Here is a 22,853-nt window from a genome sequence, read left to right on the forward strand (position 1 = left end):
GACCCGAGCGAGGGCTCCTCGGGTCGGCCCCGAGGAACGCCGGTGTCGCTCAGCGCCCGCCGAACAGCGAACGGCGCAGCCGACGCAATGGCGCGAAGAGCGAGAGGCGGCGCACTCGCGCTCCCCTGGCACTCCGGTTCTGTGCGGGCTCACGTGCGGTCAGCTCACGCATCAGCGAGGTCGCCTCAGCCGCTTCCCGCTGCGGGACGGCAGGGCCCCCCAGCACCGAAAGATGGCGATCAAGACGCGAACTGGTTGCACTGCTCCCGCATGTGATCGCAGGAACCCTCGCCCTGCTGCGCACTGTTATCTGCTCCATGTCACTCCCCACCCGTACGAGTCCACCCGGCCCGGGCAGAGTAACCCTATCGCCCCCTCGGGGCACTCATGTATCGCGGTCGCATGATTCACCTTCCCCATAAGGGCGTTGACGACTCCTCCCCGGTTACTCTCCGAATCCGACCGATTTCAGGGCGAGTTGGACAACCGGCTGGGTGGTGGGCTGCTTCGAGCCCCCGCCCGGCTCGACGGTCACAGCGAGTGACGTCGCCGACTTGTTCAGGCCGGATGTGACCAGGGGCGTGTCGTCGGCGAAGAGCCCGAGGGAGCGCGGTTGCGCGTCGGGGCGCATCAGCCACAGTTGGCGTACGCGGTCGCTCGGCAGATCGCCGTACCCGCTCAGGGTCACCACCGCACGCCCCTCCGAGGCGGAGGCGATCACTCCGATGGTTCCGCCCTTGGGGTCCTGCCCGGTTGTCGCCCGGGCGTCGGGAGCCGCGAGAACGTGGGCGATCTCACTCGCCCGGGCCCGTTCGGCGTTCAGCGTGTCCTGTGTCTTGTTGGCCTGGACGGCGAACAGGGACCCCACCACGAGGGCCGCGGCCGCCGTCGCCGTGGCGAACGGCACGAACAGGGGGCGCGAGCGCGGCGCATGGGAGCGTGACGGCGGTGGCTGCGTGCCCCACACATGCGGCGGCAACTGGGGCGCCCGCGCCCGTCCCGGGTCCTGCCGGTACTCCTGCCGGTGTTCCGGCCGGGCGGCGGGTTCCTGCGGAGTCGTGCGTACGGCGGCCAGCACCCGGTCGCGCAGCGCGGCGGGCGCCGGGGCGGCCGTCGACCAGGCGAGCCGGACGGCGTCCTCGGACAGGGTGCGGACCTCGGCGGCGCAGCGGGCGCACTTCCTGAGGTGCTTCTCGAAGCGGACCCGTTCGGCGGGCTCCAGGGCGTCGAGGGCGTACGGGGCGGCGAAGGAGTGGAGATCCCCGCGGCGGAACAGGCGGTCGCTCAGGCTCATGCGACACCTCCCAGGCACTCGCGCAGGCGGGTGAGTCCGTCGCGCATCCGGGTCTTGACCGTGCCCAGCGGCAGGGAGAGCCGCTCGGCCACTTCACGGTACGTATAGCCCTCGTAATAGGCGAGCGTGACCGACTGTCGCTGCAGGGCGGTAAGTCCTTCCAGGCAGTGGCGCACCCACTCCCGTTCGAGTCCGGCCTCCACCTCCTCGGTGACCTGGTCGAAGGCGGGGTGGTGGGCGCGGCGGGCCTCGCGCTGCTCGCGTTCGCCGGCCGCGCGGGCGCTGCGTACCCGGTCGACGGCCCGGCGGTGGGCGAGGGTGAGGACCCAGGACAGGGCGCTGCCGCGCCCCGGGTCGAACCGGGCCGCTGACCGCCAGAGTTCCAGCAGCACCTCCTGCGTCACCTCCTCCGACTGCGCCGGATCCCGTACCACCCGCCGCACAAGTCCGAACACCGGTCCGGACACCAGCCCGTACAACTCCTCGAATGCCCGCTGGTCGCCGCCGGCCACCAGCACCAGCAACTCGTCCGCCTCCAACTCGTCTCCCCCTCCAGCCAGACCGCATCTGGGCCGCCGTCCCGTCCCACGAGGCATTCGCAACCAACCCACCTCCGGATGGGGTTACGGATCGACGAGCCGAAAACGCGGGTGGCTGTCGATGAAACAAGTTTTCACTTCCGCCGTAAGAACGTTTGGGATTCGACCAATCCACCCTGCCGACCGCTCCGAATCGCGTTCGTCAGGCAAGTTGGCACTGAGGACGGACGGCATGACACCAAACTCCAGGACCGGCGCGCGACACCGGAGCCTTGCGACCCTCATATGCGGGGCGCTGGCCGCCGGCGGGCTCGCAGCAGTCGGCGTGGCCACGCTGGAACCGGGGGCGGCCTCCGCCTCCAGCCACCGGGAGGCCCCGCTGATCTCGGGGCAGCCCCAGTACGACAACACCGACGTGTACGCGTTCGTCAGCCCGGACCATCCGGACTCGACGACGATCGTCGCCAACTGGATCCCGTTCGAGGAGCCGGCGGGCGGACCGAACTTCTTCCCGTTCGCCGAGGACGCCCAGTACGACCTGCACGTCGACAACAACGGTGACGGCCTGGGCGACCTGCTGTTCCGGTACACGTTCAAGACGCACACGAAGAACGACAAGACGTTCCTCTACAACACGGGCGCGGTCACCAGCCTGGACGACCCGGACCTCAACATCACGCAGACGTACGACATCGAGCTGTTCCAGCTTGAACATGGGAAGGCGAAGTACAAGACGAAGGTCGCCGACGATGTGCCGGTGGCGCCGTCGAACGTCGGCAAGGCGTCGATGCCGGACTACAGCAAGCTGCGCTACGAGGCGGTGCACAAGCTCGCCAACGGCGCGAAGACCTTCGCCGGCCAGGCCGACGACCCGTTCTTCCTGGATCTGCGGGTCTTCGACCTGCTGTACGGCGGAAACCTCACCGAGGTCGGGAACGACACCCTCAAGGGTTACAACGTCAACTCGATCGCCCTCCAGGTGCCGACCGAGATGATCACCGAGTCGCACGACCAGCCGATCGTGGGCATCTGGTCCACCACGCAGCGCAAGAACGCGCAGGGGTACTACGCGCAGGTCTCACGCCTGGGCAACCCGCTGGTCAACGAGGTCGTCAACCCGCTGAAGGACAAGGACAAGTTCAACGCGTCCGAGCCGAAGGACGACGGCCAGTTCCTGAAGAACGTCACCAACCCCGAGCTGCCGAAGCTCATCGAGGCGATCTACAAGATCAAGGCGCCCGACGAGCCCCGCAACGACCTCGTCGACGTGTTCCTCAAGGGCGTCAAGGACCTCAACCAGCCGCCGTACGTGACGCCGGCCGAGGAACTGCGCCTCAACACCTCGATCAAGCCGACCGCCAAGCCCAAGCGGCTCGGCGTGCTCGACGGCGACACCGCGGGCTTCCCGAACGGGCGCCGGCTGACCGACGACGTGATCGACGCCTCGCTCCAGGTCGTCGAGGGTGAACTGCTCGGCGCGAAGAACGACCTCGGTGACGCGGTCGACAAGAACGACAAGAACTTCGAGAAGTCCTTCCCGTACGTCGCGCTGCCGACGGAGGGTTCGCGTGGCCCGCTCGCGAAGGGCACGACCGACGGGACCGACGTCCGCAGCCAGCTCGGCGACGCCCTTCAGCCGGCCGGCTCGGACAGCTCCGACAACATGACCCTGATCGCCGGCTCCGCCGGTGCCGGTGCGCTCGGCATCCTGCTGATCGGCGGGGCCCTGATGTGGTGGCGCCGGATGCGGGACCGCGCGTACTAGGCCGGCCCTCCCGGCCGCACCGGCCGGGAGCCCGTCCCATCGACTGGCGCGGTCCGCTCGTACCCATCCCCCACGGCGCGGGCCGCGCCGCAGCACGACAACCAGGTTGAACAGTCCGTCGACCCGTCGACACGTCGACCAAGGAGAGGGCATGCCCCGGCGTACGAACGACAGCGCACCGGAAGGCGGCCACATGGCACCGCCACCCGCCGCACCGGAGCGCGACCACGGCACGGGTTCGCCCGCCGGGGTTCAGACACCGAACACGCCGGAGGCCACCGAGACTCCGAAGGCCACCGAGCCGGCCTCCGGGCCGGCGCCCCAGCCCGCCGAGGCCGAGGCAGCCACCGCGCCGGAGGGCGCGGAGTCGCGACCCGACGGGCCGACCGCGGCGACCGGATCCGAAGCCGACTCGGCCGCGGGCCCCGAACCCACCCACCAGGAAACCGGCGTGGGCCCGGACACGGCGTCGCAGGGCGCCGGTGCGGAGGAAGACCAGGACATCGTCCCCGTCACGGAGGGCGGCGACAGCGGCGACTCCGCCACTGAAGCCGAGGCCGGCACCGGCACGCCGAGCGAGGAGCTCGGTGGGGCCGGTGAGGGGGCGGCTACGGATCCGCGGGTCGTGGCCGTACGGCGGGTCTCGGCTGCCGGGCGGCGTTGGCGGGTTGCCCAACTCACCGGGTGTGCCGCCCTGTTGGCGGTGGCGCTCACCGCCGGGGCCATCGTGGTGGGGGCCGCTCGGGACGGCGGGGGTACGGCGGTGGCACCCGCGTCCGCCGCGCTGTCGCCCCAGTTGCTCACCAGCGGCGACATCGACGCCAGCATCACCGCTCTCCAGGCTCATCTCCGCGGCCAGCCCCGGGACTTCGGCGGCTGGGCCACCCTGGGTCTCGCCTACGTCGAGCAGGCCAGGACCAAGGGCGACCCCTCGCGCTACCCGCAGGCGGAGCGTGCCCTGAAGCGGTCGCTGGAGCTGGAGCCGGACAACGACCAGGCCCTGGCCGGCCGAGCGGCCCTCGCAGCCGCCCGGCACGACTTCGAGAACGCGCTGAAGTACGCCGACGCGACTTTGGAACAGAACCCCTACAGCGAACGCGCGCTGTCCTCCCGTATCGACGCGCTCGTCGAACTCGGCCGCTACGACGACGCGTCGAAGGCGGCCGACACCGCCGACACCCGGCGGCCGGGCGTCCCCGTCTTCACGCGGTACGCGTACGTGCACGAGCTGCGCGGTGACGTGGCGACCGCGAAGCGGGTGCTGGAGCAGGCGCTCGCCACCGCCACCGCCCCGGGAGACGTGGCCTACGTGTCCACCTCTCTCGGCCAACTCGCCTGGAACCAGGGCGACTACAAGGCGGCCCTGACCCATTACGCGCGCGCCCTCGCAGCCGACGAGAACTACCTCCCGGCGCTGGAGGGCCGTGCCCGCGCCCAGGCCGCCGACGGCGACAAGGCCGCCGCGCTGCGGAACATGGAGGCCGTGGTCGCCCGCTACCCGCTGCCCGGCCCGCTGGTCGAACTCGGCGAGCTGTACGAGGACCGGGACGCCGAGGGCGACCGGGCGAAGGCGCGCGACCAGTACGCCCTCGTCGACGCCTGGACGGCACTCGCCCGCGCCAACAAGGTCAACGTCGACCTCGACACCGCGCTCGCTGCCGCCGACCACGGCGACAAGGCCGAGGCGCTGCGCGCGGCCCGCGCCGAGTGGTCCCGCCGGCACACCGTGCACACGGCGGACGCCCTCGCCTGGGCCCTGCATGTCAACGGCCGTGACGAGGAGGCCCTGCCGTACGCCCGCCGGGCCACCGCCACCGGCTACCGCAACGCCGCGTTCCGCTACCACCGGGGGATGATCGAGCGGGCCACCGGCCACGAGAAGGAGGCCCGCACACATCTGACGGCGGCGCTGGAGCTGAACCCCGGCTTCTCGCCGCTGGGCGCCCGCGAGGCCCGTAAGGCGCTCAAGGCACTGGGGGTCGGCCGGTGAAGGCCCGGTTCGCGACCCGTCGCCTCGGCACCTCCGGCGCGGCCGTGCTCACAGCCGTGTGCGCGCTGGTGCTGCTCCCCTCGGGGGCCGCGAGCGCCCACCCCCTCGGCAACTTCACCGTCAACCACTACGACGGACTCGTCGCCGCCCCCGGCGAACTGCGCGTCCAGCACGTCGAGGACCTCGCCGAGATCCCGGCCACCCAGGCCAAGCCGGACCTGAAGAAGCTCGGCACGACCGAGTGGGCCCGGCAGCGGTGTGCGACGGCCGCCCGGGACAGCGAGGTCACCGTCGACGGCCGTACGGTCAAGCTCACCGCGCACGGCAGCCAGGTGCGGGTGCGTCCCGGGCAGGCCGGGCTCGACACCCTCCGCGTGGAGTGCGGGCTTACCGCGCCGCTGCCCGAGAACAAGACCGTGACCCTCGGCTTCCACAGCGCGGCCACCTCCGCCGGCCCGGGCTGGCGGGAGATCACCGCGCGCGGCGACCGTATGACGCTCACCGGCTCGGACGTACCGAAGAAGTCGCTGTCGGGCGAACTGACCAAGTATCCGGAGGAGTTGCTGTCCTCCCCCGCCGACACCACGACCGCGTCGTTCCGGGTCCGCCCCGGCGGCGCGGCCCTGGCCGAGACCGACCGGGACGCTCCCGCCGCCTCCGTCCTCCCGCGCGGCGCCGACCGCTGGACGCGGGCCCTGGACTCCCTGGTCGCCCGCAACGACCTCACCCTCGGCTTCGCCGCGCTGGCGATCCTGATCTCCGTCGCCCTGGGCGCGATGCACGCGCTCGCACCGGGCCACGGCAAGACGCTGATGGCCGCGGTGGCGGCCGCCCGGGGCGGCAAGGCCCGGATGAAGGACGTCCTCCCGCTGGCCGCCTCGGTGACCGTCACCCACACCCTGGGCGTGGTCGCCCTCGGCATCCTGGTGACGGCCGGCTCGGCGGCGGCGCCCTCGGTGATCGCCTGGCTGGGCATCGCCAGCGGCGCGATGGTGACCGCCGCGGGGCTCACCCTCCTACGACGGGCCTGGCACAACCGGGCCCACGCGCGCGGGCAGGCACAGGGGCACGACCACGCTCATGGCGACGGTCAGGGGCACCACCACGACCACGGGCCCGGTCACAGTCACGACCACGGGCCAGGTCACGGTCACAGCCACGACCACGGTCACGACCACCCGCACGATCACGGCCACCCGCACGAGACAGCCGACGCGCACGAGCGTCCGCTGGTCCTGGCCGCCGCACACAGCCACACCACCTCCGCCGCCTCCCTTGCCGGCTCTCCCGCCCTGTCCCCGACCCCCAGGCACGACCACCCCCATCCCCACCCCCACACGCACGATCACGGCAAGGGCCACTCCGTCACGCACTCGCACGGCGGCTTCAGCCACACCCACGACACCGCCCCCACCCTGCGCGGCACGATCCTCCTCGGCTTCGCCGGCGGGCTCGTGCCCAGTCCGTCCGCGGTCGTGGTGCTCGTGGGCGCCGCAGCGCTCGGGCAGGCCTGGTTCGGGCTCCTGCTCGTCGTCGCCTACGGCGTCGGACTCGCCCTCACCCTGACCGCGGCCGGCTTCGCCGTCGTCAAACTGGGTACCGGTGTCACTCGGGTGTTGGACAAGCGTCCACGGTGGACCGCCAGTCCGCTGACGGCCCTGGTACGCAGGACCGCACCTCTGGGATCCGCGCTCGTCGTCGTGACCCTTGGGGTCGGATTGGTGCTCAAGGGGGCGGCATCCGCACTCGGCTGAGCTACGTTTGTGGAGAAATCACGCGGATGCGAATGGGGGACGCCCGTGTCCGAAGAACCGGGCAGTGAACGTCTGATCGCGGGCCGCTACCGTCTCCTGTCCGCGCTCGGCGAGGGCGGCATGGGAACCGTGTGGCGTGCTCACGACGAGGTGCTGCACCGCGAGGTCGCGGTCAAGGAGGTACGGGCACCCGCCGGGCTGCAGGGATCAGAGATCGAGCGGATGTACGCCCGGCTGGAGCGGGAGGCGTGGGCGGCGGCCCGGGTCGCCAACCGCAACGTGGTGACGGTGTACGACGTGGCCACCCAGGACGGCCGCCCCTGGATCGTCATGGAGATCGTGCGGGGCATCTCCCTGGCCGAACTGCTGGAGGCGGAGGGGCCGATCGCCCCCCAGCGGGCCGCCCACATCGGCGCCGAGGTGCTGTCCGCGCTGCGGGCCGCGCACGAGGCCGGGGTGCTGCACCGGGACGTGAAACCGGCCAACGTGCTGATGTCGAACGACGGCCGGGTCGTGCTCACCGACTTCGGCATCGCCATGGTCGAGGGCAGCTCCGCGCTGACCATGACCGGCGAGGTCATCGGCTCGCCCGAGTTCCTGGCGCCGGAGCGGGCGCTGGGCCGCACGCCCGGCCCCGAGTCCGACCTGTGGGCACTGGGCGTCCTGCTCTACGCGGCGGTCGAGGGCCACTCCCCGTTCCGCCAGAACACCCCGCTCAGCACCCTGCGGGCGATCGTCGACGAGGAGCTGCCGCCGCCGCTCCGGGCCGGTCCGCTGACCCCGGTGATCGAGGGGCTGCTGCGCAAGGGCCCGGCCGAGCGGCTGTCGGCCGAGCGGGCCGAAGAGGACCTGCGGGTCATCGGCGCGGGCGGCACACCCCGCGCGGACTTCGGGCCGGAGTCCTCGTTCGCGTACCCGCCGACCGTCGCGGCCCATCAGCAGCCGCCGCCGACCTCGCCGGGTCCGTCCCAGTGGACGCAGCCCGCCCCGGCCGACGGCCGGACGGCACCCACGACCGCCCCCGGCGGACCCACCGGACCGCGGCGCAACCGCCGCGCGGCCGTCGTGCTGGTCGCGGGCATCGCCGCCCTGGCGCTGGCGATCGCGGGGCTGACGTACGCGCTGCTGAACGGTGACGACGGGAACGGGAACAAGGCCGACGGCGGAGGGACCAAGAACGAGACGTCCGCGCCGGTTTCGCCCTCGGTGAGCGACACCGCGCCGAAGGACACCTCGAGCTCGGAGCCCACGCCCAGCGAAAGTCGCGAGTCCACGTCCGCCGCCCCGCCGCAGTCGGTGAAGGTCTCCCTGGCCGGCTCGCGCACGGAGTACTCCGGCACCTGCCCGCCCGCGCAGAACGACGCGCCCGCCTTCACGGCGACGTTCACGGTGGGCACGGTGCCGGCCGAAGTCAGCTACCGCTGGGTGTCGCGGGACGGCGAAGTCATGGACGCGGGGTGGAAGACCCTCTCGTTCCCGGACGGCGGCGGAAAAACCAAGCAGGACACGGCGTTCGTGACGACGAAGGCCGACAACGGCAGCTTCGAGAACGAGATCAGTGTCGAGGTCCGCGATCCCGTGCGGACCACGTCCAACTCGGTGCCGTTCTCGGTGACCTGTGAGTCGGAGGCCCCGTCGGACGAGGCCTCCCCCTCTACTTCAGCGACGCCGTGACGGCGCCGGCACTCCCCTGACGGTCAGGCCAGGCCGTTGAACACCGGCAGAAAGCCGCCGGACTGGCCGGCCGCCGTCGGGTGGTACGACTCCCCGATGTTGAGCAGCTCGAGGCTGTGCAGCCACGCGCTGCCGGAGCAGAGCTCGTGGCCGGTAAAGGTGCCGCGGACGTCGCCGAAGGCGAAGCCGTGGTCCGCGGCCCTCTTGGCGACCGCGGTGTTCAGGTAGTCGGCCGCGTCGTTGATGGCCTTCCGCTTGGTCTCGGAGAGGCCGACGCAGGTGGCGCCGAGCTTGTAGAAGCGGGGGTAACCGAGCACGACCACTCGGGCGGCCGGTGCCTTGGCGCGGATCGCTGAGTAGACGCTGTCGAGCCTGCCGGGGAGCGTCGAGTCGACGTACGCCCTCGCGGTGTCGATCCGGGACAGGCAGGAGCTGTCGGACTGGAGCACACAGGTGGTCATGACGTCGGAGAATCCGGCGTCGTTGCCGCCGACGCTGAGCGAGACGAGGGCGGTGGCGGAGTTGAGCGGGGTGAGTTGACTCGCCAGAACATCACTCGTTCGGGCGCCCGAGCAAGCGGTGAAGTCGAAGGAGGAGGGTGAATGGGCGGCGGCCCAGAGGTAGGGGTACGCCTTGGCGCTGCGCTTGCAGTCGCCGCTCGCGGAGAGGTAGCTGCCCGTGCCCACCCCGGAGGAGTAGGAGTCACCGAGCGCCACATAGCCGCCGGTTGCGGCGTGTTGGGACGCGTGGGCCGTGGCTGCCCCGGTGAGGGCGGTGCCTACGGCGAGGAGGAGTGAGCTGACGAGTACGGCAAGTCGGGAACGTCTCATGGAACCTCCCTTAGCAGGATTTCTGCCACAACCGTCGTAGCAACTACGCGCGTTGATGGGAAGTGTCCATGCCAAGACTTTTCGGCCGTTTACGGGAGCACCCCACCCCGTTCCCCACGTTTTCAATTACGCGTGCATGACAAACGTATGACAGAGCCTCAAGTCCCTTGATCTACACCCGTAGACCACTGATTCTTTACTCAGTCATGGGGAGGAACGCAGCGCTCCGTGGCCGTGCGCGCGATGACACGCGCATCCCCCACAGACGCGCGTCCCCACCCAAGGCGCGCGCCGCCTAGAGGAGGAATCCTTCGTAATGGCACACCTGCGTAGCAACAAGGTCCGGCTCGCCACGATAACCAGCCTGGCGACCGCCGCCCTCGTGGGCGGGCTCACCACTCTCCCCGCCCAGGCCGCCCCCGCCGAGGGCACGGTCCTGGCGGCCGGATCCCCCACCGCCATCAAGGACAGCTACATCGTCACGCTGAAGAAGGGCGTGGACTTCAAGGCCTCCTCCGCCGAGGGCCGGAGCCTGGTGAAGGAGTACGGCGGTGCGGTGAACAAGACGTTCGGCGCCGCGCTGAACGGCTACACGGCGACCCTGTCCGCGACCGAGGCCAGGAGACTCGCCGCCGACCCGTCGGTGGCCACGGTCGAGCAGAACCAGACGGTGCACGTCACCGACACCACCCAGTCCAGCGCCCCTTGGGGCCTGGACCGCTCCGACCAGGCATCGCTCCCGCTCTCAGGCACCTACACCTACCCGGACACGGCGGGCAGCGGGGTGACGGCGTACGTCATCGACACCGGCGTCCGCATCACGCACTCCCAGATCAGCGGCCGGGCCAGTTACGGCTACGACGCCGTGGACGGCGACACCACCGCCGACGACGGCAACGGCCACGGCACCCACGTGGCCACGACGATCGCCGGCACCACCTACGGCATCGCCAAGAAGGCGAAGATCGTGGCGGTCCGCGTGCTCGACAACGCCGGCTCCGGCACCACCGCGGGCGTCATCGCGGGCATCAACTGGGTGACCTCGAACCACAGCGGTCCCTCGGTCGCCAACCTGTCGCTCGGCGGCAGCGCCTCCAGCACCCTGGACACGGCGGTCTCCAACTCCATCGCGAGCGGCGTGACCTACGCGGTCGCGGCCGGCAACAGCAGCGCCGACGCCTCCTCGTACTCCCCGGCCCGCGTCGCCGCGGCGATCACGGTCGGCGCCACCACCAGCACCGACGCCAAGGCCAGCTACTCGAACTACGGCTCGGTCCTGGACATCTTCGCCCCCGGTTCCTCGATCACGGCGGGCTGGAACACCAGCGACACCGCGACGAGCACCATCTCCGGTACGTCGATGGCGACCCCGCACGTGGCGGGCGCGGCGGCGGTCTACCTGGCCAACCACACCTCGGCCACCCCGGCGCAGGTCGCCACGGCCCTGGTGAACGGATCCACCACCGGCAAGGTCACCAGCGCGGGCACGGGCTCCCCGAACCGTCTGCTGAAGATCGTGCCGTAAGTGCGGTGAGTGCCGTGAGTGCCGTGAGTTCCGCGGCACCAACTCGTATGACCTGAACCAGCGTTCCCCGGAGGCCACCCGCGCCTCCGGGGAACGTTCGCGCTTGACGGCCCCCGCACGGCTGAGCGACATTGAAGCCCGACATCCGGCGCTTCGGGGGGCAAAGTCGCCAATGCGGACCATACGCGTCAAGGCATCGTCAAGAGATCTGTCGCCGTTGCTCGCCGGCGCCGCGACGGCCGTCGCGGGATGCGGCGCGCTGCTCGCGCTCGCCGACTCGGACTCACCGCTGCGCGGCACGTTCACCCTGTTCTTCCTGCTCGCCGCGCCCGCGGCCGCCATCGCCGCCGCGCTGCGCGGGCTGGAGCCGTTCGGTCGGCTGCTGACCGCGGTCGCGGGCTCGGTCGTCGTCAACATGCTGGTGGCCCAGGGCATGCTGGCCGTGCACCGCTGGTCGGTGCGCGGCGGAATCGTGGCCGTGGCCGCCATCAGCGTCCTCGCCCTGCTGCTGGTTCTGGCGCGGCGACCGCGCGGCCGTCCGGCGCACGAAGCCGACGACTCGCCTGTCCCAGTGGACAGGTAACGGTCGATCAGCACCTGTCGCCCTAATAGCTGTCGATCGGCATCTGTCGATCGGTAACGGTCAAACCAACAAAAACGTGAGGCCTCGTTTCAGGTCTTGCCATACAGGCTCAATCGTCAATACCGTCGTACATCTCACCCGCATCGGTCCGTCATCAAGCGGCTCAGGGGAGGGCTCAGGACCGCGATGGATTCCGGCGCGGGGCGCGGTAGGGGGGTGCCGTGCTCGGTGACCGCACGTGTGACCGAGCCGTGCCGCGAGACCGGCTTCCGCTTTCCAAGGCCGGCCAGCTTTGCCAGCTCACCCGGCACGCACGGAGATCACTTCCGGCATGCCTCGGGTGAGAACCCCCCTTTCGAACCGGACAAAGAACCGGGCTGCCCAGGGGCGGGCGGTCCACCGGACGAGAGGGACCAGACTCATGAGCTCAGTTCTGCGCCCGGCCAGTACGGGCCAGGATCCGTCAACGGCCGGTGAATACCGTCCGATCTCCTCTCACCTGGCGATCACGCCGCCGGTGAGCGTGGTGATTCCCGCCATGAACGAGGCGGAGAATCTCCCCTATGTCTTCAAGACACTTCCGGACTGGATACACGAAGTGGTCCTTGTGGACGGCAACTCCACCGACGACACCGTCGAAGTGGCCCGCTCCCTGTGGCCGGACGTCAGGGTCGTCGAACAGCACGGCAGGGGCAAAGGCGACGCGCTGACCACCGGGTTCCAGGCCGCCACCGGCGACATCATCGTGATGGTCGACGCGGACGGCTCGGCCGACGGCAACGAGATCGTCAGTTTCGTCTCCGCCCTCGTCTCGGGCGCGGACTTCGCGAAGGGGTCCCGGTTCGCCAACGGCGGCGGCACCGACGACATGACCTTCATCCGCAAGCTCGGCAACTGGGCGCTGTGCACGGCGGTCAACCGCAAGTTCGGCGCCCGCTACACGGATCTGTGCTACGGCTACAACGCGTTCTGGCGGCACTGCCTCGACAAGATCGAGCTGGACTGCACCGGCTTCGAGGTCGAGACCCTGATGAACATCCGGGTGGTGAAGGCCGGCCTCAAGGTGCAGGAGATACCGAGCCACGAGTACCTCCGCATCCACGGCACCAGCAATCTGCGGGCCGTGCGGGACGGGCTCAGGGTGCTCAAGGTGATCCTGCGGGAGCGCTCCAACCGGCGGGCCCTGCGCCGTCGGCCGCAGCACTCCCCGCTGCTCGACTCGGTCCGGGGAGAGGTGTCTTGAGCGGTCCCGACATCTCCGTCGTGATCTGCGTCTACACCGAGGACCGCTGGGAGGACATCCTCGCGGCGGTCTCCTCGGTGCGGGAGCAGTCGCACCCCGCACTGGAGACACTCCTCGTCGTCGACCACAACGCGGCGCTCCTGGACCGGCTGTCCAAGGAGTACAAGGAGTACAAGGAGCCCGAGGAGGTGCGGGTGCTCGCCAACGCGGGCCCCCGCGGTCTGTCCGCCGGCCGCAACACCGGGATCGCCGCGGCTCACGGCGACGTCGTGGCGTTCCTGGACGACGACGCCGTGGCCGAGCGGGACTGGCTGCGGCACTTCGCCGCGGGCTACGCCGATCCACGGGTGCTGGCCGTCGGCGGCCGTACCGTGCCGATCTGGGCGTCGGGCCGCCGACCGGCCTGGTTTCCCGAGGAGTTCGACTGGGTGGTCGGCTGCACCTACCGGGGACTGCCCCCGGGCCGGGTGCGGGTGCGCAACGTCCTGGGCGGCAACGCCTCCTTCCGTCGCAGCGCCTTCGACGCGGCGGGCGGCTTCGCCACCGGTATCGGACGCGACGGCGACAAGCGGCCGCTGGGCTGCGAGGAGACCGAGCTCTGCATCCGGCTCACCCGGGCCAGACCGGAGGCGATCCTGCTGATCGACGACCGTGCGGTGATCCATCACCGGGTGCCCGAGGCGCGTGAGCACTTCGGGTACTTCCGCAGCCGGGCGTACGCCGAGGGCCTGTCGAAGGCGCTGGTGGCCCGAAGTGTGGGGACGGACAAGGGACTTGAGTCGGAGCGCCGCTACGCGACCCGGGTGCTGCCGGCCGGGGTGGCGCGCGGTCTGCGGGACGCCCTGCTGGCCCGTCCGGGCGGCGCGGGCCGCGCGGGCGCGATCGTCGCCGGGGTGCTGACGGCGGCGGGCGGGTATGTCGTGGGCAGTGTCCGGGCGCGCCGCGCCACCACCACCTTCTCGGTGGTCGCGATCGAGGGGGAAGCGGATGGCTGAGGCGCCGGTGCCGATCCTCATGTACCACGCGATCGCGGCCGAACCGAACGAGGCCACCCGGGAGTTGTCGGTGGCCCCGGACGCCTTCGCCGAGCAGCTGGACATGATCGGCGAGCTGGGGTTCACCCCCGTCGACACCGCCCAGCTCGCCGCCCGTTGGCGCTCCGGACGCCCGCTGCCCGCACGGCCCGTCCTGATCACCTTCGACGACGGCTACGAGGGCGTGCACCGGCACGCGCTGCCCGTGCTCGCCAAGTACGGCTTCGCGGCTACCCTGTTCGTCTCCACCGGCTGGATCCGGGGCGCGTACGACACCGGGGGCGGCCTCGACACCATGCTGGACTGGGACCAGATCCGCGAACTCGCCGCGGCCCGCGTGGAGATCGGCGGACACAGCCACACCCACCCGCAGCTCGACCAGCTCGACGACGCCACGCTGCGCCACGAGCTGATCCACTGCAAGGAGATCGTCACCGACGAACTCGGCACGGTCCCGGCCTCGTTCGCCTACCCCTACGGCTACTCCAGCCGCCGGGTACGACAGGCGGTGCGGGAGACGGGGTACGGTCAGGCGCTCGCCGTCGGCAACGGGCTGGCCCGCCGCCGGCAGGGGCCGTACGCCCTGCGACGCGTCACCGTGCGCCGCAGCACCGGCATCGAGGAGTTCGAGCGGCTCGTCCAGGGCCGCGCGATCGCCCGGAACTTCGCCGGGGACCGTGCCCTCACCAAGGGGTACGCCCTGGTCCGCAGAGCACGTCAGATCCGCCGGAAGGCCATCCGTTCCCGTGTCTGACACGACCACGACCACGCCCGAGGACACCACGCCCGAGGACACCTCGCCCGCGACCGGGGCGCCCGAACGGTCGGGGCGCCGGCTTAGGCTGCCCGGCCTCGGCCGGTCGCCGGGGGGCAGTCAGTTGTTCCGCAACGCCTACGCGCTGATGCTGAACACCGGCATCTCCGCGGTGCTCGGCCTCGGCTTCTGGCTGGCCGCCGCCCGCTACTACTCCGAGTCGGCGGTCGGCCAGGGCTCCGCCGCGATCGCCGCGATGAAGCTGCTCGCGGGCCTGACCGCGGTGACCCTGACCGGCGCGCTGGCCCGCTTCATCCCGGTCGCGGGCCGGGCCACCGGGCGGCTCATCTTCCGGACGTACGCGGGCAGTTCGGTGATCGTGAGCGTGGCCGCGCTGGTCTTCCTTCTCACCCTGAACCTGTGGGGGCCGTCGTACCGCTTTCTGCACGGGCCCCTCAACGGGCTCGGCTTCGTGGTGGCCGTCGTCGCCTGGTCGCTGCTGACGCTGCAGGACGGGGTGCTGACGGGGCTGCGCAGCGCGCTGTGGGTGCCGGTCGGCAACACCGTGTTCTCCGCGGTGAAACTGGGGCTGCTGGTCGCGTTCGCGGTGGCCCTGCCGACCTCGGGCGTGTTCGTGTCGTGGGTCGCCGCGATCGCCTTCTCCGTGCTGCCCCTGGGCTGGCTGGTGTTCCGGCGGCTGGCGCCCCGGCACATCGAGGCCACCGACGCGCACGCGCGGCCGCCGACGGTGAAGGAGATCGGGCGGTTCCTGGCGGGCGACTACACCGGCTCGCTGTTCTCCCTCGCCGTGGTCTACCTGGTCCCCGTGATCATCGCCTCGCAGGTCAGCTCCGAGGACAACGCGTACTTCTACATCACCACCACCATCGGCGGCACGATCAACCTGCTCGCCATCAACATGGGCGCCTCACTGACCGTGGAGGGCTCGCACGACCCGCGCCGGCTGGCCGCCAACACCCGGGCCGCGCTCAGGCGGATGGCCCGGATCATGCTGCCGGTGGCCGGGATCCTGTTCGTCGGGGCGCCCTGGATCCTCGGCGTGTTCGGCGCGGGCTACGCGGACGCGGCCACTCCGCTGCTGCGCTGGTTCGCGGTCGGCGCGGTGCTGCGGGTCGTCATGGAGACGTACTTCGCGGTGCTGCGGGCGCAGAGCCGCACCGGCCCACTCGCCTGGATGCAGGGCCTGTTGTGCGTTCTGGTGCTGGGCCTGACGCTGTTGCTGCTGCCCCGCATGGGCCTGACCGGCGCGGGCGTCGCGGAGATCTCCTCGCTCGCGGTGATCGTGGCGATCGCCGCGCCCAAGCTGTACAAGACCGTCCGGGCCGGGGCGGGCGACCGGCCCGAGGGCGCGGCGCCGGACGGGGACCTCGCCGACCTGGGGGCGCGCGAGGTCCCCGCTCCGGCCGGACCGCACCGCCGCGGGCCCGGCTGGGCGCTCGACAAGGACACCCTGGCCCTCGGTATCCACGTCGACTTCGACCACCTGGAACGCCGACCGGACGTCCGCCCGGGCCCCGGCACACCGCCCACCGGCACCCCCGTGGACCCCGAGGACCGACAGCCGACCTGGGCGCGGGAGCCCGAGCTGGGGCTGCCCGTCGAGGCGAGGGAGCCGGGCGCCGAGGCCTCGCTCGGGCCGGCGGAGGCCGAGGCCGAGGTGGACGCCCCGTTCGAGCCGCGGGAGAACATCGCGGGGGACGCCGAGGCGGACGTACCGGAGGAGACGCCCGCGGGCGCGGAGGCCATGGCGGCCGCGGAGGCACCGGAGCCCGAAGCGGCACCGGCGCCCGCGCGTGGGCTGCCCACCCGCGTCGGAGTGATCCTGGGTTGTCTGCTGACCGCCGCGCTGCTCCTCTACTGGGTGCCCGCGCTGCGGCTGGGCGAGGCCGACCTGGACGAGATGGGCGGGCTCGGGCTGATCTCCGTGCTGCCCCTGCCCACCCTGGTCGGGGCCGCGCTGCTGGTCGTGGTGTTCGCGTCGCTGCTGTGGCTCGGGCGCGAGCACCGGGCGCTGCTGCTGGTGACGCTGCTGGCGACCGTCGTCTCCCTGCACGCGCTGCCCGCCGTGATCGAGACGGAACCGCGGTTCGCGACGGCGTGGCAGCATCTCGGGTTCATCGACTACATCGACCGGACCGGGTCGGCCGTACCGGACCTGGACGCGCGCTGGAGCTGGCCGGGCTTCTTCGCTGCGGCCGCGTTCGTCGCCAAGGCCTGCGGGGTCAGCGACCTCACCGAGGTCATCCGCTGGTGGCCGACCGCCGTCCAACTCCTCTATCTGGCCCCGATGTTCCTGCTGGTGCGCTCGATGCGGGCGAGCTGGCGGGCGAAGTGGACCGGCATCTGGGTCTTCGTGCTCAGCGGCTGGGTGGGGCAGGACTACTTCTCCCCGCAGGGCTTCACGTATCTGCTGTATCTGGTGTTCGTGGCGATCCTGCTCGTCTGGTTCCGGGCACCGGGCGTGATCTGGGCGAAGCGGCGCCCCGGCGAGATCGAGGTCGAGCCGACGGACCGGCGGCAGCGGGCCGTGCTGCTGGTGATCGTGATCGGCCTGTTCGCGGCGAGCGTCCCGGCCCACCAGCTCACCCCGTTCGTGATGCTGGGGGTGCTGGCGGTGCTCGTCCTGGTCGGCCGCAGCGAACTGCGCGGCCTGCCCATCCTGTTCGGGGTGCTGGTGGCCGCCTGGGTGGGCTTCATGGCCGAGCCGTACTGGTCCGGGCACTTCGACGACCTGTTCGGCGGAGTCGGCGGGGTCGGCGGCAATGTGTCGTCGTCGGTGTCCGGCCGGATCCAGGGCGGCAGTTCGACGCACAAGCTCGTGCTGTACGTGCGGGTGCTGCTGGCCGGCGGGGTGATGGCCTTCGCCTGCTGGGGCTGGTGGCGCCGACGCTGGCACCACTACCGCGAACGGTCGCTGCTGGTCCTGACCTTCGTGCCGTTCCTGGGCTTCGGCATGCAGTCGTACGGCGGTGAGATGGCGCTGCGCGTCTTCATGTTCGCCCTGCCCGGCTCGGCCCTGCTCGCCGCCCTCGCCCTGTTCCCGCGCACCGGTGTCACCGTCGAGGAACGCGACAAGGACCGGGTGAGCCTGGCCCCGCTGGCCGCGCTGATGGCGGGGCTGGTCCTCATGGGCGGTTTCCTGGTGGCGCGTTGGGGCAACGAGCCGTTCGAGCGGATTAGGCCCGGCGAGGTCGCCGCCATGGACTACGTGTACGCCCATGACGATCCGACGGTACGGCTGCTGTGGCTGAGCAACGACACGGTGGACAACGTGACGCCGGCGATGCCGTGGGGCGCCAAGGACATGGAGAAGGTCGAGTACGTGCCGACGTTGGCGCCGTCCGACCCTGTGCTGGTGTCGGGCCTGGTCAAGGCGCTGAAGGACGCGGGCCCGCACTCGTATCTGATGATCAACCGCAGTCAGGTCGTCTATCTGCGGCTGGACGTGGGCTATTCGGACAGCTGGGAACCGCGGCTGGTCAAGCACCTGGACGAGCGGCCGGAGCTGCGGAAGGTCCTCGTCAACGACGACGTGACGATGTACACGCTGCGCAAGCAGCCCGAGGGCAAGGTCCCGGCCGCGGACCCGGGCCCGATCGGGCCGCAGGTGACGTGGACGCCGTGGACGGTCGTCGGGGCGCTGGCGGCGCTCGCGCTGATCGTGCTGCTGACGGCGCGGGAGGTCGTCCGGGTCGCGGTGCGGCCGAGTGTGCGGCAGCTGCGGTGGCTGCAGAGCAGCTTCTGGTTCTCGCTGCCGCTGCTGGCGGTGCTGTTCGCCGCGCTGGTCCAGCGGTTCCTGACGATGAAGTAGGGCTCCCCGTGCGGCGGGGCTCGCCTCAGCGCGGCGAGGTGTGGTGGCTCAGTCGGTCCGCCGGTCGAGCCACTTCACCTCGTACGCCTGCATCTCGAACCGCCTGCCGTCGACCTGGGCGCTGATCGACCGGTCGAGGGTGTTGACGACCAGGGCCACCGTGTCGGTCGCCAGGACCCGCACGTTGGGTACGTCGTCCTTGGCCACGGACACCGTCCGGTAGGTGGTGCCCGGCGGGAACTCCGTACCGAAGCGGGAGACGAGGTCGTACAGGGGAAGTTTCGCGCCGCCGCCGCCCCGGTCGGTCGGGGTCCACAGACAGCCGGGGCAGTCGGTGCCCTTCTTCTTCTCCGGGTTCCAGTAGAAGCCGGAGGAGGCGCCGCCCTTGACCATGGCCATCATCCCGGCGGCTTGGACGGCGACCCGGCGGGTCTCGGACCAGCCCTTGCGTTCGTCGTCGGCGTCGCCGGGCTCGACGTAGTACTCGGCCCACCACAGCGGCAGGTCACCGGTGCGGGCCCGCACCCACTTCCCCACCGCCGTGAACTTGTCGGTGGCCGCGAACTCGTCGGGCAGCAACTCGTCGTCGTTGGTGTAGCTGGAGCCGTCGACGACCACGAAATCGGCGCCGGCCTTGTGCCGGTTCCAGTAGGCGAAGGCGTCGAGGATCCGCTGGTCCATCGCGCCCCAGGGCCCCTTGAAGGTGGTCGAGGCGTCCGCCGAGCGCGGATCGACGCTGTCCATCACCAGGTACGGCCCGCCGACCATGATGTCCTTGTCGACAGCCTTGAGAGCCTTGTGGACCAGGTTGTAGAGCTTGGTGTAGCCCTCGTAGTCCCAGCGGGCCTCGGCGTCGTTCCAGAAGCCCTTGAACTCGTTCCAGACGACGAAGTGGCGTACGTCGGGATAGCGCTTGGCGACGGTCGCGGCCAGGTCGGCGAAGTCCTGGTAGTGGTCGGGCGTCGGCGCGCTCTCCAGGGCGGCCTGACTCCAGTTCGTGTTGCCGACGCCCGCCTTGCCGCCCTTCATCCAGTCCGGGGAGCAGCACAGGGTGATCACCGGGGTGGCGTCGGAGGCGCGCATGAAGTCGACCCGGCGGTCCAGGGCCCCGAAGTCGTAACGGCCCTTCACCGGCTCGGGGTTGTCGGCGCCCCAGCCCATGATGTGCTGGTTCTGCGGCAGTTCCCCGGCCTTCGACAGCAGATCCTCGACGCGCCGGGTGGCGGCACCGGCCCCCTCGTCGGCGCTGAACTGGGTGTGCGTGAAACCCCAGCCCACCTCGGGCTTCGACGCACCTGTGGGAGCCCTCGGCGTGCCGTGCACCTTGTCGCCGTCGCGTGAGGTGCCCTCACTGCCGCCGCCGTTGCCGGGAAGCGTGTTGAGCAGGGTCACGACCAGGGCCAGCGCGGCCAGGCCCACGCCCAGCAGCGCGGTGAGCCGCCACCGCCCGGCCCCCGAATTCCACCCATGACGTCCCATCGAGGGCAACGGTAACCGGCCGGACACCCGGCGGGGCAGATGTCGTAGCCGCACAGCTCTGTAACAGGACCGGCAGGGCGGGAAGGACGGAGGGAACGCACCGGAGGCACGCGACACCGGTGCACGACCCGAGCGGTGCACTCAGAAGCACTACGGAAAGCGGGTGCACAAGGCCCGAACGTGCCGGATCATGGCGGGCATGTCTGCGAACCCACACGACGCTCTGCCGATCCGGCTCAACGTCGACGACAGCGACTCGCCGTCCGACGTCGTCGACGCGCTGTTCCTCGGTCGCTTCGCGACGGGCGAGCAGCCGTACTCGCACGCGGCCAACATCGACCGGGTGCGGTCCGGGGCGACGCTGCTGCCGCCGGGCGCCCGCCTGCTGCGGGTGGCCCGCGACGACGACCGCAGCGCGACCCTGGCCGAGGGCGACGGCTGGACCCTGCTGATCTCCCGCTGGAACCGGGGCGCGGACGTCACGGTCACGGCGACCACCGCCGAGCTCGCGGCGAAGGTCCTCGACCAGGCCACCGACGGCGCAGCGGACGAGCCCGAGCCGCAGCCGGAGAACGTGACGATGGGCTTCTGGTACGTCTCCCCGAGGCGCGGCCCGCACCGCACCACCCGGCAGATCTCCGCGGGCACCTGGGACGAGGTGCGGACCAACTACACCGCGCCGGTCGCGGACGCGATGGACACCCTGATGAAGACCACCCCGGAGGACATCGCCGGCCGGCTGCTGCTCCTGCACGGCCCGCCGGGCACCGGCAAGACCTCGGCGCTGCGGACGCTGGCGCGGTCCTGGCGGGACTGGTGCCAGGTGGACTGCGTGCTGGACCCGGAGCGGCTGTTCAACGACGTCGGCTATCTGATGGACATCGCGATCGGCGAGGACGACAGCACGGGCAAGGGACGCTGGCGGCTGCTGCTGCTGGAGGACTGCGACGAGCTGATCCGCGGCGAGGCCAAGCACACCGCCGGCCAGGCGCTGTCCCGGCTCCTCAACCTCACCGACGGCCTGCTGGGCCAGGGCCGCAACGTCCTGGTCGGTGTGACGACCAACGAGGACCTGGAGCGCCTCCACCCGGCCGTGGTCCGCCCCGGCCGCTGTCTGGCCCGTATCGAGGTGGGGCCGCTGACCCGCCGGGAGGCCGTGAGCTGGCTCGGCGACGAGGAGGGCGTGGGCCGCGAGGGCGCGACGCTGGCGGAGCTGTACGCGCTGCGCCGGGGCACCTCACCGACGTCGCTGCCGGAGCCCCGGCCGGGGACGGACGCGGGGCTGTATCTGTAGAGCACGTGACCTGTAGAGCGCGTGCTTTGATGGGGGTATGACCCTGTTCGTCGGCACGTCGGGGTGGCAGTACAAGGACTGGCGGGGCGTGCTCTACCCGGCCGGGTGCCCCGCGCGGCTGTGGCTGGAGGAGTACGCCGCACGGTTCGCGACCGTCGAGATCAACAACGCCTTCTACCGGCTGCCGACCCGGGAGACCTTCGAGTCCTGGCGGGAGCGCACTCCGCCGGACTTCGTCGTCGCGGTGAAGGCCAGCCGCTATCTGAGCCACATCAAGCGGCTGCGGGACCCCGAGGAGCCGGTGCGCCGTCTGATGAGCCACGCGGCGGGTCTCGGCGACCGCCTGGGTCCGGTCCTGCTCCAGCTGCCACCGACATTGCGTGCGGACACGGAGCTGCTGGACACCTGCCTGTCCTGCTTCCCGGCCGGCACGAGGGTCGCGGTCGAACCGCGCCACGACTCGTGGTGGACGCCCGAGGTGCGCGAGGTGCTGGAATCCCGCGGCGCCGCCCTGTGCTGGGCCGACGTCCGCTCCCGCCCGGCGACCCCGCTGTGGCGCACCACCGACTGGGGCTACGTCCGCTTCCACGTCGGCCGCGCCCGGGCCTGGCCCCACTACGGCCTGCAGTCCCTGAAGAGCTGGGCCGAGCGGATCGCGGACACCTGGTCCGAGGGCGAGGACGTGTTCGCGTTCTTCAACAACGACCCGAACGCGGCGGCGGTGAAGGACGCGGTGCTGTTCGCGAGGGCGGCCGAAAGAGCGGGACTGCCCCCTACGCGCACGCCGTGAACACGCTCGGCCACGACACTCGTCAGCACCCGTCAGCCACGAGGGCTCACTCTTCCCTGCCCACCGCCCCCGCTCACCCCGCCCGGTAAGCCGCCCGCAGGGCATCCCGTACCGCGACAAGCGCCGCGTTCTCGTCCAGCCCCAGACGCCGGACCCGCTCGACGTACGCCTGGGCGGCCGACGCCGCTTCGCGTTCCGCCGCCGAGCCCGCGGCGGCGACATACGTTCCGTTGCGCCCCCGCGTCTCGATCACCCCGTCCGCCTCCAGCGCCCGGTACGCCTTGGCGACCGTGTTCGCGGCCAGGCCGAGTGACTCGGCCAGCCCTCGGACGGTGGGCAGCCGGTAGCCCACCGGCAGCACTCCCGAGCGCGCCTGCTCGGAGATCTGCGCCCGGACCTGCTCGTACGGCGGGGCGCTCTCATCGATGTGGATCTTCAAGGTCACGCAGCCGATTGTCCCGCACCCGGGCGAA

At 71.3% G+C, this 22,853-nt stretch carries 18 protein-coding genes; 12 read left to right on the plus strand and 6 right to left on the minus strand.

The window, feature by feature from the left end:
• Positions 1–49 precede the first annotated feature (49 nt).
• The 3 genes from AB0H86_RS39920 to AB0H86_RS39930 all read right to left on the minus strand — a co-directional run bounded on the left by AB0H86_RS39920 (position 50) and on the right by AB0H86_RS39930 (position 1,833).
• Positions 50–319, minus strand: coding sequence for a hypothetical protein (locus AB0H86_RS39920; protein ID WP_362450352.1), 270 nt, complete (start codon positions 317–319; stop codon positions 50–52).
• A gap of 126 nt (positions 320–445) precedes the next feature.
• Positions 446–1,294, minus strand: coding sequence for an anti-sigma factor (locus AB0H86_RS39925; protein ID WP_362450355.1), 849 nt, complete (start codon positions 1,292–1,294; stop codon positions 446–448).
• Positions 1,291–1,833 (minus strand): sigma-70 family RNA polymerase sigma factor, encoded by a 543-nt coding sequence (locus AB0H86_RS39930; RefSeq protein ID WP_362450358.1) that lies wholly within the window; start codon positions 1,831–1,833, stop codon positions 1,291–1,293. The genes AB0H86_RS39925 and AB0H86_RS39930 overlap by 4 nt, the downstream gene beginning before the upstream one ends.
• 232 nt (positions 1,834–2,065) lie before the next feature.
• On the opposite strand from AB0H86_RS39930, the gene AB0H86_RS39935 reads away from it, so the two are divergent.
• The 4 genes from AB0H86_RS39935 to AB0H86_RS39950 all read left to right on the plus strand — a co-directional run bounded on the left by AB0H86_RS39935 (position 2,066) and on the right by AB0H86_RS39950 (position 9,016).
• Complete coding sequence (locus AB0H86_RS39935; protein WP_362450360.1) at positions 2,066–3,598, plus strand: DUF4331 domain-containing protein; 1,533 nt, start codon at positions 2,066–2,068, stop codon at positions 3,596–3,598.
• Between the two features lie 151 nt (positions 3,599–3,749).
• A complete protein-coding gene (locus AB0H86_RS39940; RefSeq protein ID WP_362450362.1) occupies positions 3,750–5,588 on the plus strand; it encodes a tetratricopeptide repeat protein in 1,839 nt (612 codons plus the stop codon).
• The gene (locus AB0H86_RS39945) at positions 5,585–7,342 is read left to right on the plus strand and encodes a sulfite exporter TauE/SafE family protein (RefSeq protein ID WP_362450363.1); all 1,758 of its coding nucleotides are present in this window, start codon (positions 5,585–5,587) and stop codon (positions 7,340–7,342) included. The genes AB0H86_RS39940 and AB0H86_RS39945 overlap by 4 nt, the downstream gene beginning before the upstream one ends.
• Before the next feature lie 45 nt (positions 7,343–7,387).
• Positions 7,388–9,016, plus strand: a complete 1,629-nt coding sequence (locus tag AB0H86_RS39950) for a protein kinase (RefSeq protein WP_362450365.1) — start codon at positions 7,388–7,390, stop codon at positions 9,014–9,016.
• 23 nt (positions 9,017–9,039) lie between these two features.
• Here the strand turns inward: AB0H86_RS39950 and AB0H86_RS39955 are convergent, their stop codons facing one another.
• A complete protein-coding gene (locus AB0H86_RS39955; RefSeq protein WP_362450367.1) occupies positions 9,040–9,846 on the minus strand; it encodes an SGNH/GDSL hydrolase family protein in 807 nt (268 codons plus the stop codon).
• 316 nt (positions 9,847–10,162) lie between these two features.
• On the opposite strand from AB0H86_RS39955, the gene AB0H86_RS39960 reads away from it, so the two are divergent.
• The 6 genes from AB0H86_RS39960 (at position 10,163) to AB0H86_RS39985 (ending at position 18,817) form a co-directional block, all read left to right on the plus strand.
• Positions 10,163–11,371 carry a S8 family peptidase gene (locus AB0H86_RS39960; RefSeq protein WP_362450369.1) on the plus strand — a complete coding sequence of 403 codons (1,209 nt, stop codon included), beginning with the start codon at positions 10,163–10,165 and terminating at the stop codon, positions 11,369–11,371.
• Positions 11,372–11,543: 172 nt separating this feature from the next.
• Complete coding sequence (locus AB0H86_RS39965; protein ID WP_362450371.1) at positions 11,544–11,954, plus strand: hypothetical protein; 411 nt, start codon at positions 11,544–11,546, stop codon at positions 11,952–11,954.
• A 421-nt stretch (positions 11,955–12,375) separates the two neighbouring features.
• Positions 12,376–13,197 carry a glycosyltransferase family 2 protein gene (locus tag AB0H86_RS39970; protein ID WP_362450373.1) on the plus strand — a complete coding sequence of 274 codons (822 nt, stop codon included), beginning with the start codon at positions 12,376–12,378 and terminating at the stop codon, positions 13,195–13,197.
• Entirely contained in the window at positions 13,194–14,192 is a 999-nt protein-coding gene (locus AB0H86_RS39975) for a glycosyltransferase family 2 protein (RefSeq protein ID WP_362450375.1), read from the plus strand. Before AB0H86_RS39970 ends, AB0H86_RS39975 begins: the two co-directional genes overlap by 4 nt.
• Positions 14,185–14,985: a polysaccharide deacetylase family protein gene (locus AB0H86_RS39980; protein WP_362450377.1), complete on the plus strand. Its 801-nt coding sequence runs from the start codon at positions 14,185–14,187 to the stop codon at positions 14,983–14,985. The genes AB0H86_RS39975 and AB0H86_RS39980 overlap by 8 nt, the downstream gene beginning before the upstream one ends.
• Complete coding sequence (locus tag AB0H86_RS39985) at positions 14,978–18,817, plus strand: lipopolysaccharide biosynthesis protein (RefSeq protein ID WP_362450379.1); 3,840 nt, start codon at positions 14,978–14,980, stop codon at positions 18,815–18,817. Before AB0H86_RS39980 ends, AB0H86_RS39985 begins: the two co-directional genes overlap by 8 nt.
• Positions 18,818–18,865: 48 nt before the next feature.
• Here AB0H86_RS39985 and AB0H86_RS39990 read toward each other — a convergent pair whose 3' ends face one another.
• On the minus strand, positions 18,866–20,296 hold the full coding sequence (locus AB0H86_RS39990; RefSeq protein WP_362450381.1) for a xylan 1,4-beta-xylosidase: 1,431 nt from the start codon (positions 20,294–20,296) through the stop codon (positions 18,866–18,868).
• Positions 20,297–20,495: 199 nt separating this feature from the next.
• Between AB0H86_RS39990 and AB0H86_RS39995 the strand changes: the two genes are divergently transcribed.
• Positions 20,496–21,590 carry a DUF5925 domain-containing protein gene (locus AB0H86_RS39995; protein ID WP_362450384.1) on the plus strand — a complete coding sequence of 365 codons (1,095 nt, stop codon included), beginning with the start codon at positions 20,496–20,498 and terminating at the stop codon, positions 21,588–21,590.
• Positions 21,591–21,627: 37 nt separating this feature from the next.
• Positions 21,628–22,380 (plus strand): DUF72 domain-containing protein, encoded by a 753-nt coding sequence (locus tag AB0H86_RS40000; protein ID WP_362450386.1) that lies wholly within the window; start codon positions 21,628–21,630, stop codon positions 22,378–22,380.
• A gap of 73 nt (positions 22,381–22,453) precedes the next feature.
• Here the strand turns inward: AB0H86_RS40000 and AB0H86_RS40005 are convergent, their stop codons facing one another.
• Positions 22,454–22,825, minus strand: coding sequence for a GntR family transcriptional regulator (locus tag AB0H86_RS40005; RefSeq protein ID WP_356772819.1), 372 nt, complete (start codon positions 22,823–22,825; stop codon positions 22,454–22,456).
• Positions 22,826–22,853 lie beyond the last annotated feature (28 nt).

Source organism: Streptomyces sp. NPDC050997, assembly GCF_040660135.1.
Lineage (GTDB): Bacteria > Actinomycetota > Actinomycetes > Streptomycetales > Streptomycetaceae > Streptomyces.

Coding starts and splice junctions, on each gene's coding strand:
- AB0H86_RS39935 (WP_362450360.1), top strand. CDS start 2,066: ATGACACCAAACTCCAGGACCGGCGCGCGACACCGGAGCCTTGCGACC.
- AB0H86_RS39955 (WP_362450367.1), bottom strand. CDS start 9,846: ATGAGACGTTCCCGACTTGCCGTACTCGTCAGCTCACTCCTCCTCGCC.
- AB0H86_RS40000 (WP_362450386.1), top strand. CDS start 21,628: ATGACCCTGTTCGTCGGCACGTCGGGGTGGCAGTACAAGGACTGGCGG.
- AB0H86_RS39990 (WP_362450381.1), bottom strand. CDS start 20,296: ATGGGACGTCATGGGTGGAATTCGGGGGCCGGGCGGTGGCGGCTCACC.
- AB0H86_RS39940 (WP_362450362.1), top strand. CDS start 3,750: ATGCCCCGGCGTACGAACGACAGCGCACCGGAAGGCGGCCACATGGCA.
- AB0H86_RS39965 (WP_362450371.1), top strand. CDS start 11,544: ATGCGGACCATACGCGTCAAGGCATCGTCAAGAGATCTGTCGCCGTTG.
- AB0H86_RS39970 (WP_362450373.1), top strand. CDS start 12,376: ATGAGCTCAGTTCTGCGCCCGGCCAGTACGGGCCAGGATCCGTCAACG.
- AB0H86_RS39925 (WP_362450355.1), bottom strand. CDS start 1,294: ATGAGCCTGAGCGACCGCCTGTTCCGCCGCGGGGATCTCCACTCCTTC.
- AB0H86_RS39960 (WP_362450369.1), top strand. CDS start 10,163: ATGGCACACCTGCGTAGCAACAAGGTCCGGCTCGCCACGATAACCAGC.
- AB0H86_RS39920 (WP_362450352.1), bottom strand. CDS start 319: ATGGAGCAGATAACAGTGCGCAGCAGGGCGAGGGTTCCTGCGATCACA.
- AB0H86_RS39980 (WP_362450377.1), top strand. CDS start 14,185: ATGGCTGAGGCGCCGGTGCCGATCCTCATGTACCACGCGATCGCGGCC.
- AB0H86_RS39995 (WP_362450384.1), top strand. CDS start 20,496: ATGTCTGCGAACCCACACGACGCTCTGCCGATCCGGCTCAACGTCGAC.